Origin of the sequence: Streptomyces roseochromogenus subsp. oscitans DS 12.976 (assembly GCF_000497445.1) — a bacterium.
GTDB classification, from domain to species: domain Bacteria; phylum Actinomycetota; class Actinomycetes; order Streptomycetales; family Streptomycetaceae; genus Streptomyces; species Streptomyces oscitans.
The window spans coordinates 6,228,888-6,246,379 of the sequence record NZ_CM002285.1; the positions used below are offsets into that span (position 1 = coordinate 6,228,888).

At 69.0% G+C, this 17,492-nt stretch carries 14 protein-coding genes and 1 pseudogene; 4 read left to right on the top strand and 11 right to left on the bottom strand.

Features of this window, described 5'->3' with window-relative positions; translation table 11 throughout:
• Positions 1 to 100: 100 nt before the first annotated feature.
• On the bottom strand, positions 101 to 1,312 hold the full coding sequence (locus M878_RS76560) for a helix-turn-helix domain-containing protein (protein WP_023550450.1): 1,212 nt from the start codon (positions 1,310 to 1,312) through the stop codon (positions 101 to 103).
• A 378-nt stretch (positions 1,313 to 1,690) separates the two neighbouring features.
• Positions 1,691 to 1,981 (bottom strand): hypothetical protein, encoded by a 291-nt coding sequence (locus tag M878_RS76565; protein WP_023550451.1) that lies wholly within the window; start codon positions 1,979 to 1,981, stop codon positions 1,691 to 1,693.
• A gap of 327 nt (positions 1,982 to 2,308) precedes the next feature.
• On the opposite strand from M878_RS76565, the gene M878_RS76570 reads away from it, so the two are divergent.
• Together M878_RS76570 and M878_RS76575 are read left to right on the top strand one after the other, a co-directional pair.
• Entirely contained in the window at positions 2,309 to 2,836 is a 528-nt protein-coding gene (locus M878_RS76570; protein ID WP_023550453.1) for a universal stress protein, read from the top strand.
• 127 nt (positions 2,837 to 2,963) lie between these two features.
• Complete coding sequence (locus M878_RS76575) at positions 2,964 to 3,506, top strand: GPR1/FUN34/YaaH family transporter (protein ID WP_031225909.1); 543 nt, start codon at positions 2,964 to 2,966, stop codon at positions 3,504 to 3,506.
• Between the two features lie 146 nt (positions 3,507 to 3,652).
• On the opposite strand, the gene glmS is transcribed toward M878_RS76575, so the two are convergent.
• The gene (gene glmS / locus M878_RS76580; RefSeq protein WP_023550457.1) at positions 3,653 to 5,470 is read right to left on the bottom strand and encodes a glutamine--fructose-6-phosphate transaminase (isomerizing); all 1,818 of its coding nucleotides are present in this window, start codon (positions 5,468 to 5,470) and stop codon (positions 3,653 to 3,655) included.
• A 19-nt stretch (positions 5,471 to 5,489) separates the two neighbouring features.
• Positions 5,490 to 5,747 (bottom strand): hypothetical protein, encoded by a 258-nt coding sequence (locus tag M878_RS76585; RefSeq protein ID WP_023550459.1) that lies wholly within the window; start codon positions 5,745 to 5,747, stop codon positions 5,490 to 5,492.
• 177 nt (positions 5,748 to 5,924) lie between these two features.
• Here M878_RS76585 and M878_RS76590 point away from each other — a divergent pair.
• Positions 5,925 to 7,490, top strand: a pseudogene (locus M878_RS76590) (purple acid phosphatase family protein).
• A gap of 27 nt (positions 7,491 to 7,517) precedes the next feature.
• Here M878_RS76590 and M878_RS76595 read toward each other — a convergent pair.
• Complete coding sequence (locus M878_RS76595; protein ID WP_023550465.1) at positions 7,518 to 8,390, bottom strand: DUF4429 domain-containing protein; 873 nt, start codon at positions 8,388 to 8,390, stop codon at positions 7,518 to 7,520.
• Positions 8,391 to 8,501: 111 nt separating this feature from the next.
• On the opposite strand from M878_RS76595, the gene M878_RS76600 reads away from it, so the two are divergent.
• Positions 8,502 to 10,103 (top strand): beta-N-acetylhexosaminidase, encoded by a 1,602-nt coding sequence (locus M878_RS76600; RefSeq protein ID WP_023550467.1) that lies wholly within the window; start codon positions 8,502 to 8,504, stop codon positions 10,101 to 10,103.
• A gap of 58 nt (positions 10,104 to 10,161) precedes the next feature.
• Here M878_RS76600 and M878_RS76605 read toward each other — a convergent pair whose 3' ends face one another.
• From M878_RS76605 to M878_RS76630, 6 genes are all read right to left on the bottom strand, one after another.
• A complete protein-coding gene (locus M878_RS76605) occupies positions 10,162 to 11,931 on the bottom strand; it encodes an IucA/IucC family protein (protein WP_023550469.1) in 1,770 nt (589 codons plus the stop codon).
• Positions 11,928 to 12,458, bottom strand: coding sequence for a GNAT family N-acetyltransferase (locus M878_RS76610; RefSeq protein WP_023550471.1), 531 nt, complete (start codon positions 12,456 to 12,458; stop codon positions 11,928 to 11,930). Before M878_RS76610 ends, M878_RS76605 begins: the two co-directional genes overlap by 4 nt.
• Entirely contained in the window at positions 12,455 to 13,741 is a 1,287-nt protein-coding gene (locus M878_RS76615) for a lysine N(6)-hydroxylase/L-ornithine N(5)-oxygenase family protein (RefSeq protein WP_031225911.1), read from the bottom strand. The genes M878_RS76610 and M878_RS76615 overlap by 4 nt, the downstream gene beginning before the upstream one ends.
• Complete coding sequence (desA, locus tag M878_RS76620; RefSeq protein WP_023550474.1) at positions 13,725 to 15,167, bottom strand: lysine decarboxylase DesA; 1,443 nt, start codon at positions 15,165 to 15,167, stop codon at positions 13,725 to 13,727. Before desA ends, M878_RS76615 begins: the two co-directional genes overlap by 17 nt.
• A gap of 150 nt (positions 15,168 to 15,317) precedes the next feature.
• Positions 15,318 to 16,151: a siderophore-interacting protein gene (locus tag M878_RS76625; RefSeq protein ID WP_023550476.1), complete on the bottom strand. Its 834-nt coding sequence runs from the start codon at positions 16,149 to 16,151 to the stop codon at positions 15,318 to 15,320.
• 51 nt (positions 16,152 to 16,202) lie between these two features.
• Positions 16,203 to 17,249: an ABC transporter substrate-binding protein gene (locus M878_RS76630; protein WP_023550478.1), complete on the bottom strand. Its 1,047-nt coding sequence runs from the start codon at positions 17,247 to 17,249 to the stop codon at positions 16,203 to 16,205.
• Between the last annotated feature and the right edge of the window lie 243 nt (positions 17,250 to 17,492).

The window sequence follows — 17,492 nt, forward strand, 5'->3', positions numbered from 1 at the left end:
CCGGCGCTGGGCCGGCCTGTACCGAAAAGAAACCTGTACTGAAAAGAAAGGGGGGCGAGTGTGGACTCGCCCCCCCTTCTCCCAGCTACCGCTCCGTCTCTCAGCTACCGCTCCGCGGCCCCGGCAGCAGTCCCACCGCGCCCGCCGCCTGGCGGCGGGTCTGCATCGGGACTCCGTTGTCGCGGTCCGGGTGCAGCATGGTGGGCGAGTGACCTATCGCACCTGGGCCAGGCAGGCCCGGGGGCGGGCCCGGCGCGGGCAGCGCCGGCTCCGCGTCGGCCGGCCGGTCACCCTGCGGCCGGCGGGCCCGGTAGGCGGCCCGGTAGGCGGCGGGGGACGAGCCGAGCTGGCGGCGGAAGTGGCCGCGCAGCGCGACGGGGGAGCGGAAGCCGCACCGGCCCGCCACCTCGTCCACGGAGTAGTCCGACGTCTCCAGCAGCCGCTGCGCCTGCAGCACCCGCTGCGTGATCAGCCACTGCAGCGGCGCGCTGCCGGTCAGCGAGCGGAACCGGCGGTCGAACGTACGGCGGCTCATATAGGCGCGTGCCGCCAGGGTCTCCACGTCGAACTGCTCGTGGAGGTGTTCCAGCGCCCAGGCGACGACCTCGGCGAGCGGGTCGGCGCCGATCTCCTCTGGTAAAGATCGATCGAGGTAGCGCTCCTGGCCGCCTGTCCGGCGCGGTGGGACCACCAGGCGCCGGGCGAGCGCGCCGGCCGCCTCGTTGCCGTGGTCCGTCCGCACGATGTGGAGACAGAGATCGATACCGGCCGCCGTACCCGCTGATGTGAGCACGTCGCCGTCGTCGACGAACAGCTCCCGCGGATCCACGTGGACCGACGGGTAGCGCTTGGCCAGCGTCGGCGCGTACATCCAGTGGGTCGTCGCCGGGCGGCCGTCCAGCAGGCCCGCCGCCGCGAGCACGAAGGCCCCGGTGCACAGCCCGACGATGCGGGCACCCTCCTCATGCGCCCGGCGCAGCGCGTCGAGCGCCTCTTCCGGTGGTGGCGCGGTGATCGAACGCCAGGCCGGTACGACGACCGTCCCGGCGCGTGAGATCGCCTCCAGCCCATGTGGTGCGGTGAGTTCCAGGCCCCCTGTGGTCCGCAGTGGGCCTTCCTCACCGGCGCACACCAGTAGTCGATAGCGCGGCACCCCGGCGTCCTGGCGGTCGATGCCGAACACCGACAGCGGAATGGAACTCTCGAAGATAGGGCCGCCGCTGAACAGCAACACCGCGACGATCTCCTTGCGGCGGCGCCCGGAGAGTTTCCGGGCAGCGGCCTCCGGTGCGGCAGTGGAGTCGTGGCTCATACTGCTAAGCCCCCCTCGGTGGTCGCGGCTCCTCGGTTGTGTCGCTCCTGCACGTTTCCCCTCGGTCCTGCACGAGTCCCCCGCCGTAAGACAGTCAAGATCGAATCTACTGGCTCCCGCGGTCTCACGGTGACCAGTTCCACACGCCCCAGATTGTCGACATGACAACTTGGCGTGAAGCATTCGATCACGAAGCGTTGCACTCACAAGGCGTGCAGGGAAGTGCGCCTCGTCGCAGTGGCCAAACCGCGTAGGGTGCACAGCTGCCCGTAGACCCTTTCCGTGCAGGTCGAACGGGGGTTGGAGGGTGGTTCGGGGCCCCCTGGAGCGACATTCAGAAGTTGGCTGAAAAGAAGCGTTCGGGGGTACGGAAACCGGTCAGTCGACCGGTGTCCGTCGGCGGGTGTGACGTCCACCTCTTTGCACCGCGCAACGCTTTGCGCGACAGGCGTGCCGCTCGGCACACCGCTCGGACCGGCGCAGCAGGATCCGGCACGCGGCCGTGACCGCGGCCAGGCCCAGTGCGGCGCCCGCCGCGCCGGCCAGCGAGGAGCCGTACCAGACGAGGACCACGGGGACGAGAACGCAGCTGAAGGCGGCCCAGCGGATCACATCGCTCACGGTGTCCGGCGCGGAAGGCGGCTCGGAGGTGGATCGGGGACCGGGCATCACTCGTACTCCCTGTGGCGGTGGGTCACCCGGGTTCAACGTCTGTTCGACCGGTCGGTCACCGGCCGCACGTATGTGAATCCTGAGCAAACCGCCTGTACGGGGCAGCAACCATTGCGTTACGGGCGTCGCTCGTGCATGCTCCGGTGAACCCCTACGGACGTCGGGGGACCGCTTACGGAGCGTGCGCGGGAACTGTGCTCAGGAGGCGTGCCGCCGTACCCTTGGGGGTATGGGGTTGGGAAGATGTTTCCCGGACACAGCTCCGTGACACAGCTCCGCGCACACTGTCGTCCACCCATAAAGGATCACAACGCCGAGACAGTCATGGCCGGTCACGAATTCTTCGAACCCGCGGACCGCAAGCGGCCGGTCGCCGATCCCACGGCGGCCGATCCCCTGGCGGCGGAAGAGTCACGCCCCTCATGCGACCCTGCCTTCCGGCACGGAGTCGTCGTCGGCTTCGACGGCTCCACCTCCAGTGAGCGCGCCCTCGCCTACGCCATCGGTATGGCCCACCGCTCCCGCTCGGGCCTGATCATCGTCCATGTCGCCAACCGGCTGCCGACCACCGTGTGGGCCGGCTGTGAGCCGCCCGTCTTCGTCGACGTGCCGGACCATCGCACCGAGGTCCTCGGGCTGGAGCTGGCGTGCGCGGACTATCTGGCCGAGGTGCCGTGGATCCTGGTCGAGCGGGGCGGGGACATCTGCCACGAACTCGAAGAGGTGGGCCGGGAGTACGAGGCCGACGCGATCGTCGTCGGCTCCACACACGGCATCGTCGGCCGGATCTTCGGCTCCGTCGCGGGGCGGCTCGCCAAGCGGGCGCAGCGGCCCGTGATCGTCATCCCCTGAGTACTCCGACGAATACTCCAACTCCCTTTGTGCAGCGCGAAACTACTCGCGCGTAGAGGTGGTTTGTGCCCTTGTGAAGGGCATATATCGGTCACCGCGCAACAGCACAGCATGAAGGGAGCCCGCCGTGGACAACGGAAGTACTACGGTGGTCGGCCGACTCGCCCTGGGAATCACCCTGTTGGCGTTCGGCCTCGGCACGACAGGCGTGATCCACGGTGTGGCCGCCTCCGACGCCGTGTCAGTGGCCCACTATGTGGGTGGAGTTGCTCTGTTCCTGGTCGGCCTGCTGGCCTTCCGTGGCGGCGACGGCGTTTCCGGTACGGGCTTCGCGGCCCTCGGCGCGCTGTGGTTCACCTGGGCGGTCGGCGGTCATTCCTCCGCCAACGCAGCCGGACTCTTCCTGCTCCTCTTCGCCCTCGTGGCGCTCACCCTGACGCTCGCCGGCGGGGACAGCCTGGGTCAGGTCATGCACGGGCTGCTGTTCCTGGCGATGCTGGTGCTGGCCGTCGCGGCCTTCGCCGACAGTTCGTCCCTGTCCAAGGTCGGGGGCTGGGTCGCGGCGGTGTCCGGAGCGGTGGCCTGGTACGCGGCGACTGCGTCGCTGGCTCACTGGCCCACTGCTCTTCCCGGGCGTGCCGCCCGCCGGGGGGTGACGGCCACCGGCTGATACGCAGCGGCACGGAACGGCCCCCCGCGTGCATGGTGGCACACGTGGGGGGCCGTTCTGTTGTCTTGCCTGTGCAGCGCCGTCGTGGTTTCTTGCGCCCACGCGGCGGCAGCCGCACATTGATACAGCCCCGCGCCCCTGGGGGACTACTCCACCGTCACCGACTTGGCGAGGTTCCTGGGCTTGTCGATGTCCCTGCCCAGGGCCTTTGCCGTGTGGTACGCCAGGAGCTGGAGCGGGATGCCCATCAGGATGGGGTCCAGTTCGTCCTCGTTCTTCGGGACGACGATCGTCTGGTCCGCCTTGTCCTGGTGCTGGTGGGCCACCGCGAGGATCTTGCCGCTGCGGGCCTTGATCTCCTCCAGGGCCGCGCGGTTCTTCTCCAGGAGGTCGTCGTCGGGGACGATCGCCACCGTGGGCAGGGCCGGCTCGATCAGGGCCAGCGGGCCGTGCTTCAGCTCGGAGGCGGGGTAGGCCTCGGCGTGGATGTAGGAGACCTCCTTGAGCTTCAGGGAGGCCTCGCGGGCCACCGGATAGCCCCGGACGCGGCCGATGAAGAGCATCGAGCGGGCGTCGGCGTACAGCTCGGCCAGCTCCTTGATCTTCTCCTCCTGCTTGAGGATCTCGGTGATCTGCTCCGGCAGCTTGCGCAGACCCTCGATGATCCGCTTGCCGTCGCGGACCGAGAGGTCACGGGTGCGGCCGAGGTGGAGGGCGAGGAGGGCGAAGGCCACGGTCATGTTCGTGAAGCACTTCGTCGAGACCACGCAGACCTCGGGACCCGCGTGGACGTAGATCCCGGCGTCCGCCTCGCGCGCGATCGCCGAGCCGACGACGTTGACGACGCCGAAGACCTTGGCGCCCTTGCGCTTGAGCTCCTGCACGGCGGCGAGGACGTCGTACGTCTCACCGGACTGGGAGACGGCGACGTAGAGGGTGTCGGGGTCCACGACCGCGTTGCGGTAGCGGAACTCGGAGGCCGGCTCGGCGTCTGCCGGGATCCGGGCCAGCTCCTCGATCATCTGGGCGCCGATCATGCCCGCGTGGTACGAGGTGCCGCAGCCGAGGATCTTCACGCGGCGGATCTGCCGGGCCTCACGGGCGTCCAGGTTGAGGCCGCCGAGGTGCACGGTGGAGAAGCGGTCGTCGATACGGCCGCGCAGCACGCGGTCCACGGCGTCGGCCTGCTCGAAGATCTCCTTGTGCATATAGGTGTCGTGGCCGCCCATGTCGTACGACTCGGCCTCCCACTCCACGGTCGTGGGCTCGGCGGTGGTGCGCGTGCCCTCGGTGGTGTAGGTGCGGAAGTCGTCGGCCTTGAGGGTGGCCATCTCGCCGTCGTCCAGAGTCACTATCTGGCGGGTGTGCATGACGAGGGCGGCGATGTCGGAGGCGACGAACATCTCCTTCTCGCCGATGCCGAGGACGACCGGGGAGCCGTTGCGGGCCACCACGATCCGGTCGGGGAAGTCGGCGTGCAGCACGGCGATGCCGTACGTGCCCTCGATCACCCGGACCGCCTGGCGGACCTTGTCCTCCAGCTTCTCGGCCGTGGAGCGGGCGATGAGGTGGGTGAGCACCTCGGTGTCGGTCTCGGAGAGGAACTCGACGCCGTCCGCCTCCAGCTTGCGGCGCAGGTCGGCGGCGTTGTCGATGATGCCGTTGTGCACGACGGCGACCTTGCTGTCGGCCGACATGTGCGGGTGGGCGTTGACGTCGGAGGGGGCGCCGTGGGTGGCCCAGCGGGTGTGGGCGATACCGGTGGTGCCCTTGAAGCGCGCCGGGACCTTGACCTCCAGGTCGCGCACCCGGCCCTTGGCCTTGACCATCTTCAGACCGGGCGCCTTCGGGGAGGTGACGACGATGCCCGCGGAGTCGTAGCCGCGGTACTCCAGCCGCTGCAGGCCCTCCAGGAGGAGAGGGGCGACGTCACGCTTCCCGATGTATCCGACAATTCCGCACATATATAGGTATTCCGTATTTCTAGCCGTAGACGATGCGGCGCAGCTGCCTGAGCGTCAGCTCCGGCGGTGCCACCGCGCGGTATTTCAGATCCGCCCCGATCCGTTCGAAGATCTCCGCGTTCACCAGACCCTGGGTCTGGAGCTCGCGGTGGCGGCGACGGACGTAGTCCTCCGTCGGCTCGTCGAAGAAGGCGAGCACGTCCTGGACCACCCGCAGCGCCTCGCCCCGGTTCAGAGGCGTGGACCGCGTCAGATGATCAACGAGTTCGTCGTGCACCCGGTAGATCCTGGGGTACCGGCGCCGGATTCGCAAGAATCCTGCCCGATATCGGGCAGTGGGTCATGGATCGGCCTGTTGTCGGGCTGGTGGATCTCTGTTCGCCGGCTGTCCATCCTGTGTCCTGCGTCTCGTTGGAGATGTGGACCATTTTCAGGCGCCATGGACATTCCTCGTATGGGAGTACCCGAGAAGCTGGCCGAGCGCATGAGCATGGCCGAGCAGCATGAGTACCTGCGCGCCAGATTCTCGCGGCGCACCATGATCAGAGGCGGTGCCGTCACACTGGGCGCCGTCGTGGGTGGCGCGTTCGTGCCGGGTGCCACCGCCCAGGCCGCCGTGCCGACGCAGGCCACCGCCCCCGCCGCCGAGACGGTCGACGGCGCCCTCGTCGCCCCCTTCGGCCGCCACCTCGCCTACGGCAACGACCCGCGCACGGAGATGACCGTCTCCTGGCAGGTCCCGGTCGCCGTGAAAAACCCGTTCATCCGCATCGGGGCCCACCCCTGGGACCTCTCCCGCAAGATAGAGGCCGAGGTCCGCAGCCTCTACACCCCGGCCGGCGTCGGCGCGAGCGGCGACCACACGCAGTACTATCTGCACGCCCAGCTCACCCACCTGCGCCCGGGCAGGACCTACTACTACGGCGTCGGCCACGAGGGCTTCGACCCGGCCGAGCGGCACCTGCTGGGTACCCTCGGCACCTTCACCACCGCCCCCGCGCACAAGGCGCCGTTCACCTTCACCGCCTTCGGTGACGAGGGCGTCGGCTACCACGGCCTGGCCAACAACGCCCTGATCCTCGGCCAGAACCCGGCCTTCCACCTGCACGCCGGTGACATCGCCTAGGGCGACCCGTCCGGCCAGGGCAAGTCCACGGACACCGGGTTCGACTCGCGCACCTGGGACCAGTTCCTGTACCAGACCGAGTCGGTCGCCAAGCAGGTCCCCTGGATGGTCTCGTACGGCAACCACGACATGGAGGCCTGGTACTCGCCCAACGGCTACGGCGGCGAGGAGGCCCGCTGGACCCTCCCGGACAACGGCCCGGACGCGAAGAACCTGCCCGGCGTCTACTCCTTCGTCCACGGCAACACCGCGGTCATCTCGCTGGACCCAAACGACATTTCCTTCGAAATCCCGGCGAACCTGGGCATATCTGGCGGAACCCAGACCAAGTGGTTCGAGGCTCAGCTGAAGAAGTTCCGGGCCTGCGACGACATCGACTTCATCGTCGTGTTCTTCCACCACTGCGCGTACTGCACGTCCACGGCGCACGCCTCGGAGGGGGGCGTGCGCCAGGAGTGGGTGCCGCTGTTCGAGAAGTACCAGGTGGACCTGGTCATCAACGGCCACAACCACCAGTACGAGCGCACCGACGTCATCAAGGCCGGTGCCGTCACCAAGAAGCTCCCGATCGGCGGTACCGCCTACCCCGAGACCGAGGGCGTGGTCTACGTCACCGCCGGCGCGGCGGGCCGCAGCCTGTACGCGTTCAGCGCCCCCGACTCCTACGAGGGCCACGAGCACGAGGTCGACTCGGTGACGTCCTTCATCAACACCAAGGACGGCAAGGTCAACGAGACCGTCACCTGGTCCCGGGTGCGCTACCTCAACTACTCCTTCCTGCGCGTGGACGTCACCCCCGCGCCGAAGGGCCGGCAGACCACGCTGACGGTGTCGGGCATCGCCGAGACCGGCGACCGCATCGACCACTTCACGGTGTCCCGCACGGCGAAGTAGGTTCCTGGGCCGGACTGCGGGCGGTCCTCACATCCGCTTGAGGACCGCCTGCTTGGCCAGCGTGAATTCTTCCTCCGTCAGGACCCCGTCCCGGTGCAGTTCGCCCAGCTCGCGCAGGCGGCGCAGCAGGGCGTCGTGGTCGTCCCCGGCCGGCGCCTTGTCGAGCACCGGCGGCTCCTTCGGCGCGTGCGCCTCCGCTGCGGCCGGATGCGGCAGCCGCGCCTGTACGGCCGCGGCCACCAGCGCCATCAGCGGGTCCCTCTTGAAGCCCCACAGCTCGACGGCGTTCGGGTCGTACTTGGGCGGCGCCGTGACCGGGGCGCCGCTCACCAGGAACCGCAGATGGCCGTTCTCCAGTCCCGCCGCGGGCTGCCACGCCACGCCGACGACGTCCGCGAGGGGGATCGTACGGGGGCCGCCGGCGGACTTGGCGTCCTCGGTCTTCCAGTTCCACTCCAGCCTCACCCGCTCCCCGTCGAAGCCCGCCGTGCCGTCCCCGGCGGAGGCGGACACCGGCAGTGCGGGCCCCGGCAGCAGATACTCGGTGACCGGCTCCGGGGAAACCCCGTCCAGCAGCAGCGCGTTGCGCACCTCGTCCGCGAAGTACTCGGCGACGCCGTACCGGTCGGACTCCACCGTCAGCTGATAGGGATCGTTCGGCTCGGCGAGCCGGCCGCCGGTGGCCTGCGTCAGCGGATCGGCGCCGTCGCGCAGCCGCAGCCTCAGCCGCCCCGACTTCCGCCCCTGCTCGAAGGAGACACCGGCCAACGCCCCCAGCGGTACGACGAGTTCGCCCAGCTCCCGGCGGAGCAGGCTCACGTTCTTGTCCCGTCCCGGGGTGAGCCGCAGGGCGTCGCCGTCGAAGGCCCAGGTGCCGTCCTTCTGGATGATTTCCGCCATGGAGGGATTGTTTCACCGGATCTGCGGGACAGTGGTCTCGACCATGTCTGACGAACATGTCTGACGAACGACCACGTCCGACGGTCACACCCCCATCTGAAGGGAGCGCATGTGAGACGCAACCACAGCACGACTCCCCGGACACCTGGCATCCTCGGTTCCCTGCTGCTCGTCGCGGCGGCCGGGGTCTTCACCCTGGGCGCCGCCCCGGCCGCCAGAGCCGCCGCCCCGGCCCCCCTCGGCCAGGTGGTCCCGGCGCCGGCCTCGGTCGCACCGGGCGGCGCCCCGTACCGCATCACCCGCGGGACCGGCGTCCGCGTCGACGACTCCGCCGAGGTCCGCCGCATCGGCAGCTATCTCACCGGTGTCCTGCGGCCCTCCACCGGCTATCCGCTGCCGCTCACCGACCATGGCAGCGGCGGCATCCGACTCCACCTCGCCCAGGGCGACTTCGGCGCCGAGGGCTACCGGCTGCACAGCGACGCGGCCGGTGTCACCGTCACCGCGAGCGCCCCCGCCGGCCTCTTCCACGGCGTCCAGACCCTCCGTCAGCTCCTCCCGGCGGCCGTCGAGAAGAGGACCGCCCAGCCCGGCCCCTGGCAGATCGCCGGCGGCACCATCGAGGACCGTCCCCGTTACTCCTACCGGGGCGCCATGCTGGACGTCTCCCGGCACTTCTTCACCGTCGCCCAGGTCAAGCGGTACATCGACCAGCTGGCCCTGTACAAGATCAACGAGCTGCATCTGCACCTCAGCGACGACCAGGGGTGGCGCATCGCCATAGACTCCTGGCCGCGTCTGGCCGACTACGGCGGCTCGACCGAGGTCGGCGGCGGCAAGGGCGGCTACTACACCAAGGCCGAGTACCGGCAGATCGTCTCCTATGCCGCCTCCCGCTACCTGGAGGTCGTCCCCGAGATCGACATGCCCGGCCACAGCAACGCGGCCCTCGCCTCCTACGCCCGGCTCAACTGCAACGGCCAGGCACCCTCGCTGTACACCGGCACGGAGGTCGGCTTCAGCTCGCTGTGCGTGCCGAAGCAGGCGACGTACGACTTCGTGAACGACGTCGTCCGTGAGCTGGCCGCCATCACCCCGGGCCGCTACCTCCACATAGGAGGTGACGAGGCCCACTCCACCAGCCACACCGACTACGTGACCTTCATGGACCGCGTGCAGCCCATCGTCGCCAAGTACGGGAAGACGGTCATCGGCTGGCACCAGCTCACCGGCGCGCATCCGGCCAAGGGCGCCATCGCCCAGTACTGGGGCCTGGACAGCACCAGCGCGGCCGACAAGGCCCAGGTCGCGAAGGCCGCGCAGAACGGCACCGGGCTGATCCTGTCCCCGGCCGACCGGATCTACCTCGACATGAAGTACACCAAGGACACCAAGCTGGGCCTGGACTGGGCGGGCCTGGTCGAGGTGCAGCGGTCGTACGACTGGAATCCGGGCGCCTACCTGCCCGGCGCCCCGGCCGCCGCCATCAGGGGCGTGGAAGCACCCCTGTGGTCCGAGACCCTGAAGACGAACGCCGACATCGACTACATGGCGTTCCCACGACTCCCGGGCGCGGCCGAGCTGGGCTGGTCCCCGGCGGCCACGCACGACTGGGACGCGTACAAGGTGCGGCTGGCCGCGCAGGCCCCGCGCTGGGCGGCCCTCGGGATCGACTATTACAGGTCGCCGCAGGTGCCGTGGCCCGCTTCCTAGGGTGAAAGGCCGACGGGCTCCCCGCAGGACCGTACTGCGGGGAGCCCGTCGGTCTGGATCAGAACCCCGCGATGGGATTTTTCAGGGTTCCGACCAGCTGGAGGGCGCCCGACGGATCCGCCAGGTCCACCATCTGCCGGTTGTCGCGCAGCTGGAGCCGGTTGAGGCAGGACAGTGCGAACTCGGGGGCGAACATGTCGTACTGCCGGAATTTGTGGGCGAGTTCCGGGTTCGCGTCCTGATACTCGCGGGTGACCTCCGCGACCGTGCGCCAGAAGGCGTCTTCGGCCAGGATCCCCTCGGTGGCCAGGTGTGCGGCGAGGAAGCGGAAGAAGCAGTCGAAGACGTCCGTGAAGATCGACAGGAGTTTCCTGTCCTCCGGGACGTCGGCACGGATCCGCGCGACCTCCGGGGGCAGGACCGCGTCCGGGTCCATCACCACGATCTCCTCGGCGATGTCCTTGTAGATCGCGCGCTGGACGGCCCCGTCCTTCAGGGCCAGGATCACGTTCTCGCCGTGTGGCATGAAGGCGAGGTCGTAGGCGTAGAAGCTGTGCAGGAGGGGCGTGTAGTACGCCCGGAGGTACTGCCGCAGCCACTCCGTCGGGGTGAGACCGGACCGCTCGATCAGCGCGCCCGCGAAGGAGGCGCCCTCGTGGTCCACGTGGAGGAGGGAGGCCATGGTGGCGAGGGACTCGCCCTCCCGCAGGCCCGACACCGGGCTCTCCCGCCACAGCGCGGCCAGCATCTTGCGGTACGGCGAGTAGCGGTCGGTGGCCTGCTCGTACTCCAGGTGCCGGTAGCCGACGGCCGCCCGCTCCCGGATGATCGTGAGGCCGGTCGACTTCAGCACCGGGTCGTTCTCGATCAGCTGGGCCAGCCAGTCGTTGATCGCCGGGGTCGCCTCCATGTAGGCGGCCGAAAGACCGCGCATGAAGCCCATGTTGAGGACCGAGAGGGCTGTTTTCACATAGTGCTTGTGCGGGTCGCTGGTGTTGAAGAAGGTGCGTATCGATTGCTGGGCCAGGTACTCGTCGTCGCCCTCGCCCAGGCAGACCAGATGCCGGCGGGCCACCTCGGCGGCGAAGGTGACGGAGAGCTTGTTCCACCACTGCCAGGGGTGGACCGGGATGAGGAGATAGTCGGCGGGGGCGAGGCCCTGGTCGGTGAGGGTCGCGTGGAAACGGGTCAGCGTCGGCTCGCCCAGCTCCTCCCGCAGGAAGGACTCGTACTCGATGCCGACCCCGGCCGTGAACGCCGCCCGCGAGCGGTGCGCGGCCAGCCACACCAGCCGGACGGGGCTGGCGGTCTCCGGGGCGTACGCGAGGTACTCGTGGATGCCGAAGCCGAGCCGTCCATTGTTCGCCACGAAGCAGGGGTGGCCCTCGGTCATCCCGGTCTCGATCGCCTGGAAGCCGCCGCCCGCCAGCTCCGCGGAGGTGACGCGGGGCTTGGTGAGCTTGTAGCAGGTGCCGGAGAGGGTGGAGGAGATCTCCTCCAGATAGACCGGCAGGATCTCGTCGCTCAGGCCCAGAGAGTCCTTCAGCTCGATGAAGAAATCCAGGGAGGAGAGGGGGAGTTCGGCGCCTTCGCGGTGCCGGGTGAGGGTGTCGGCGTCGATCTGCCAGTGATCCAGGGCGCGGCGGACGGCGGAGAAGCGGTACGCGGTGAGACCGTCGTCGCCGCGCACGACGTACTGCTCACCCTCCTGCTCCGGCGTGATCAGGCGCTCGTGCGCGAACTCGGCCAGCGCCTTGCGGATGAGCAGACGGTTGGCGGTCGCCCAGCGCTCGGGGGACAGATGGGCCACGGCGTCGGCGAGGCTCATGCGGCCACCCCCGTCGCGGCGGCGAACTGCTCGCGCGTGCAGAAGCTCAGCAGCGCCTTCTTCTCCGGCTTCCGGATCTCCCGCTCGGGCACGAACCCGACGGCCTCGTTCAAGGCGTGCACGGCTTTGTTGCGCACGTCCGGCTCCACGACGACCCGCAGGGTCGCCGGATCCTCGAAGAGACGGGCCATCACGGCGGTGATGACGGACCGGGTGAAGCCGTGCACGGGCGTGTCGGTGGCCGGAGTGAGGAAGTGCATGCCGATGTCACCGGGCTGCGCCTCGTACAGGCCGACCAGCTCCCGGTGCGCCGGGTCGTACTTCTCCATGAGGAAGGCGGGCTCGCCGCCCCGCAGCCCGAGCAGCGCGTGGTGGTGTGCGTCCGCCGCGATCTCCATGTACGCCCGCTCGACGTTCTCCAGCTTCGCGTCCTGCATCATCCAGAAGGACGCCTTGGGATGGGTGACCCAGGAGTGCAGCAGTTCGGCGTCCTGCAACGGGTCGACGTCACGGAAGGTGAAGGTCATGCGGAGAACTCCTGGAACGCGATGGTCTTCTCGACCGGGTAGTACTCGGTGCCGAGCAGCTCGCGGATGATGTACGAGTTGCGGTACGCGCCCATGCCCAGGTCGGGGCTGGTGATGCTGTGGGTGTGGACGCCGGCGTTCTGCAGGAAGACGCCGCGGCCGGTGACGTCGACGGCGTAGTTGCGGGCGACGTCGAAGCGGCCGTGGCCGTCGAAGAGCAGACGGTCGCGGATCGGGGCGAGGAACGCCGGGGGCTCGTAGTGGTAGCCGGTGGCCAGCAGCAGGCCCTCGGTGCCGATCTCGAAGTCCTTGTCCTGCTCGTCCTGGTGGAAGCCGAGGGTGTAGCCGCCGTCGGCGTCGTAACGGGCGCTGGTCAGGCTGGAGTTGGTGAGCAGGCGAGTGGGGACGGGGCGGTCGCCGCTCGTGACGTTCTTCTGGTAGAGCAGGTCGAAGATCGAGTCGATCAGATCCGAGTTGATGCCCTTGAACAGGCCCTTCTGCTGCTTCTCCAGCCGGTAGCGGGTCTCCTCGGGCAGCGCTCGGAAGTAGTCGATGTAGTCCGGGGACGTCATCTCCAGGGTCAGCTTGGTGTATTCGAGAGGGAAGAAGCGCGGGGAGCGGGTGACCCAGTTGAGCTGGTAGCCGTAGGAGTCGATCTCGGCGAGCAGCTCGTAGTAGATCTCGGCGGCGCTCTGGCCGCTGCCGACGATCGTGATGGACTTCTTCGACTGCAGCTCCGCCTTGCGGTGCATGTACTGGGAGTTGTGCACGAAGTCACCGCCGAGGTCCCGGCAGGCCTGCGGGACGAAGGGGACCGTGCCCGTGCCCAGGACCAGATGCCGGCCGCGGAACGTCTCCCCGCGCTCGGTGCGGACGACGTACCGCTCGTCCTCGTACGTCACCTCGGTGACGGTCGTGCCGAAGCGGACGCTGCCCAGTTTGCCCGCCGCCCAGCGGCAGTAGTCGTCGTACTCGACCCGCAGCGGATAGAAGTTCTCGCGGATGTAGAACGAGTACAGTCTGCCCTTCTCCTTCAGGTAGTTGAGGAAGGAGTACGGCGAGGTGGGGTCGGCGAGGGTGACCAGGTCCGACATGAACGGGGTCTGCAGATGGGCGCCGTCGAGGAACATCCCGGCGTGCCACTCGAAGTCCGGCTTGGAGTCGAGGAAGACGCCGTCGAGGCCGTCGATGGGCTCGGTCAGACAGGCGAGGCCGAGGTTGAAGGGGCCGAGCCCGATCCCCACGAAGTCATGGGTGCGGCTGGCTTCAGGAAGCGCGGTCAAGGGACTCTCCCAGGTACTGCTCGGCGTGGCCGGCGATCAGATCGAGGACGGCGGCGATGTCGGCCGCCGTGGTCTCGGGGTTGAGCAGGGTGAACTTCAGGTAGTGGCGGCCACCGACCTTGGTGCCCGCGACCACGGCGTCGCCGGAGGCGAACAGGGCCTTGCGGGCGTAGAGGTTGGCGCGGTCGATCTCGGCCGGGTCGGTGACGGCCGCCGGGATGTAGCGGAACACCAGGGTGGACAGGGTGGGCTCGACGACGACGTCGAAGCGGGGGTCGGCGGCGAGCAGTTCCCAGCCCTCGGCCGCCAGGTCGCAGACCTCGTCGAAGAGTGCGCCGATGCCGTCGGCGCCCATCACCCGCAGTGTCATCCAGAGCTTGAGGGCGTCGAATCGGCGGGTGGTCTGCAGGGACTTGTCGACCTGGTTGGGGATACGTTCCTGCACCATACGGCGCGGGTTGAGGTACTCCGCGTGGTAGGTGGCGTGGCGCAGGGTGGCCGTGTCGCGGACCAGGAGAGCTGACGAACTCACCGGCTGGAAGAAGGACTTGTGGTAGTCGACCGTGACCGAGTCGGCGCGTTCGATGCCGGCGAGCCGTGCCCGGTACTTCAGGGAGGCCAGCAGCCCGCAGCCGTAGGCCGCGTCGACGTGCATCCAGACGCCGTACTGCGCGCACAGCTCGGCGATCTCCGGGAGCGGGTCGATGGAGCCGAAGTCGGTGGTGCCGGCGGTGGCGACGACGGCCATCGGGACCAGCCCGTCGCGCCGGCAGCGCTCCAGCTCGCGGGCGAGGGCGACGGTCTGCAGGCGCTTGTCGTGGTCGACGGGGAGGGGGACGACCGCCTCCTGGCCGAGACCGAGCAGTTTGGCGGACTTCTTCACGCTGAAGTGGCTGACCTCGGAGGCGAAGATGCGCAGTCCGGCGAGCGAGTCGGTCTTGGCCTCCTCCCTCGCGAGGAGCAGCGCCTGGAGGTTGGACTGGGTGCCGCCGGAGGTGAACACGCCGTCGGCGGCGGGCCCGAGGCCGATCCGGGTGGCCGTCCAGTCGATGAGCTTGCGCTCGATGAGAGTGCCGCCGGCCGACTGGTCCCAGGTGTCGAGGGAGGAGTTGACCGCGGAGAGCACGGCCTCGCCGAGCACCGCCGGGATCACGACCGGGCAGTTGAGGTGGGCGAGATAGCGGGGGTGGTGGAAGTAGACCGCGTCCTTGAGATAGACGTCCTCCAGCTCGTCCAGGACGGCGGCGGTGTCGCCGAGCGGCCGGTCCAGGTCGATGGCGTCGACGCGCGGGGTGAGGGCGTCGACGGTGACGCCGGTGAACGGACGGTCGGTGGTGGCGAGTTTCGCCGCCACCCGCTCGACTCCTTCGGTCACGGAGCTGCGGTAGTGCTCCGCGGTGAGGCCATTGAGCAGGTGCGAGCGCATGTGGGGGTCCTCCGAGGGGACAGTCCGTGCGGGGGGTTTGATCGGGTTCGGGGTGCGAACGGGGTCCGTGTTCAACTTAGGTTAGCCTAACCTAAGTTTTCTGGATCAAGGCGTGCCTCAGCCGTGACCGGCGTCACGGGCGTGCGGGGGTTACTCGGTGGCCCGCAGCTGTTCCTCGGTCATCCCCTGCCGCCAGTACCCGACGAAGGTCACCCGCCGCCGGTCGACCCCGCGCTCACCGGCGAAGTACCGCCGCAGCGCCTTCACTTGCCCCGACTCGCCCGCGATCCACACATACGGCCGCTCGGAGAGCGGGAGTCGGGCGGCCCGTACGGCGTCGACGGCCATGGGGGCGCCGTCGTGCCGCACGAGCCAGGTGATCTCCGCGTCCGCGTCCGTGCGCACGTCCTGGATGTCCCCGGCGTGCGGCACCTCCAGCCAGGCGCGGGCGCGGATGCCGGCGGGCAGGGATTCGAGGATGGCGGTCGCGGCCGGTACGGCGGTCTCGTCGCCCCACAGGACGACGAGGTCGGTGTCCTCGGGCGGGCGGAAGCGGATGGCGCGGTTGTCGGCGATGGCGGGCCCGAGCAGCAGCACCCGGTCGCCGGCGGCGGCGCGGGAGGCCCAGCGGGAGGCGGGGCCTGCGGGGGTGTGCAGAGCGAAGTCGATGTCGATCTCGGTCGTGTGGCCCAGGGCGTCCCGGCGCAGGGCGCGCAGTGTGTACGAGCGCATCACCGCCCGTACGTCGTCCGGCAGTTCCCGCCAGCCCTGCCACCACCCGTCGCCCAGCTCCAGGGGTACGACGGGCTCGGGCTGGCCCGGATGCGGCAGGAACAGCGACAGGGACTGGTCGCGTCCGTCGGAGTGGAAGGCCTCCAGTTCGGCCCCGCCGAAGGTGACCCGGACCAGAGACGGCCCCAGCCGCCTCGTCCGTATGACCTGCAGAGCGAAGAATCGGAACGGGGCGGCTACGGCCGTCGTCATGTGTGGCTCCTGAAGGGGGGTGGGATTCAGGACTTTTTGCGTGCGGGAGGGTCAGCTGACCTTCTTGGCCTTCTCCAGGGCCTCGGCCAGACTCGTCAGCAGCGGCACGCACTTGTCGTACGACAGGATCGGCTCGGGGGAGCGGGAGATGACCTGACCGGCCTTCACCGCGGGCAGCTTCTTCCAGGTCGGCTTGGAGATGCCGGCGGGCTGGATCGCCGAGGAACGGTCGTCCATCATGATGATGTCGGCCTGGTACTTGTCGACGTTCTCCCAGCTCAGCGACTCGAACCAGCCGCCGCCCTGCTTCTTCGCGCTCTCCGGCGGCTCCACGAAGTTCACGCCGAGGGCCTTGAAGTACTCCAGGTCGACGGAGAGATGGGTGCCGGAGACGTAGAAGAGCTGGTCGCTCGCGCTGCCGGCCATCACCTTGAGGTCCGGCTTGGCCTTGGCGGCGGCGCGCAGCCGGGCCGCCGCGGCCTCGAAGCGCTTCTTCGCGTCCGTCACCTTGGCGGCCTTCATATCGGCGCCGAGCGACTCCGCGAGGTCCCACACCCGCTGCAGCGGCTCGGTGAGCTGACGGTCGTAGGCGGAGATGCCGACGCTGGGCGCGAGCTGCGCGATCTTCTTCTTCGACTCCTCGGGGACGTACCAGAGCGTCCCGGCGTTGTCGAACATCGTGGTGATCAGCACGTCCGGCGCGAGGGCCGCGTACTTCTCGATGTTGAACTGGCCCCAGGTGTTGCCGAGGATCGTCACCTTGCTGATGTCCATGTCACCGGCCTGGACATCGGGCTTGCCCGCGCTGGTCTTCGTCGGCCCGAAGACGCCCTTGACCTGGACGCCGTAGTCGAAGAGGGCCGCGCCGACGCCGGTGAAGGCCACGATGTCCGCCGGAACCTTGTCGAGCTTCACGGTCGTGCCGCGGTCGTCCTTGAAGGACCAGGGGCCGGACTTGGCGGCCTTCGTCCCGCTGCCCGCGTCACTGTCTTTGCCCTTGTCGTCCCCGCAGGCCGCGAGCGCGGCACCGAGTCCGACGGCACCGCCCGCGACGAGAAGGCCGCGGCGAGTGAGGTGGGTGGCACGGGCTTGGGACATGGGTATGACTGCTTTCGAACGGGGCGGAGCGCCCGCCGGACAGGTTCGAAGGTAGGTTAGCCTAACCTCACTCGATGTCCAGGGCCGGGGGCGGCCCCGGGGTGTCCTGCGCCATAGGAGCGGAATCGGCCATTCGCCGCGCGCCCGCCTCCCAACCCCCTCTCCTTGCCTGGTTGTTGCGATCACGCGCGGTTATGTTGATCCGGGCGCTGGCAGTTGTTCGATGACGACCGAGTGCGGAGA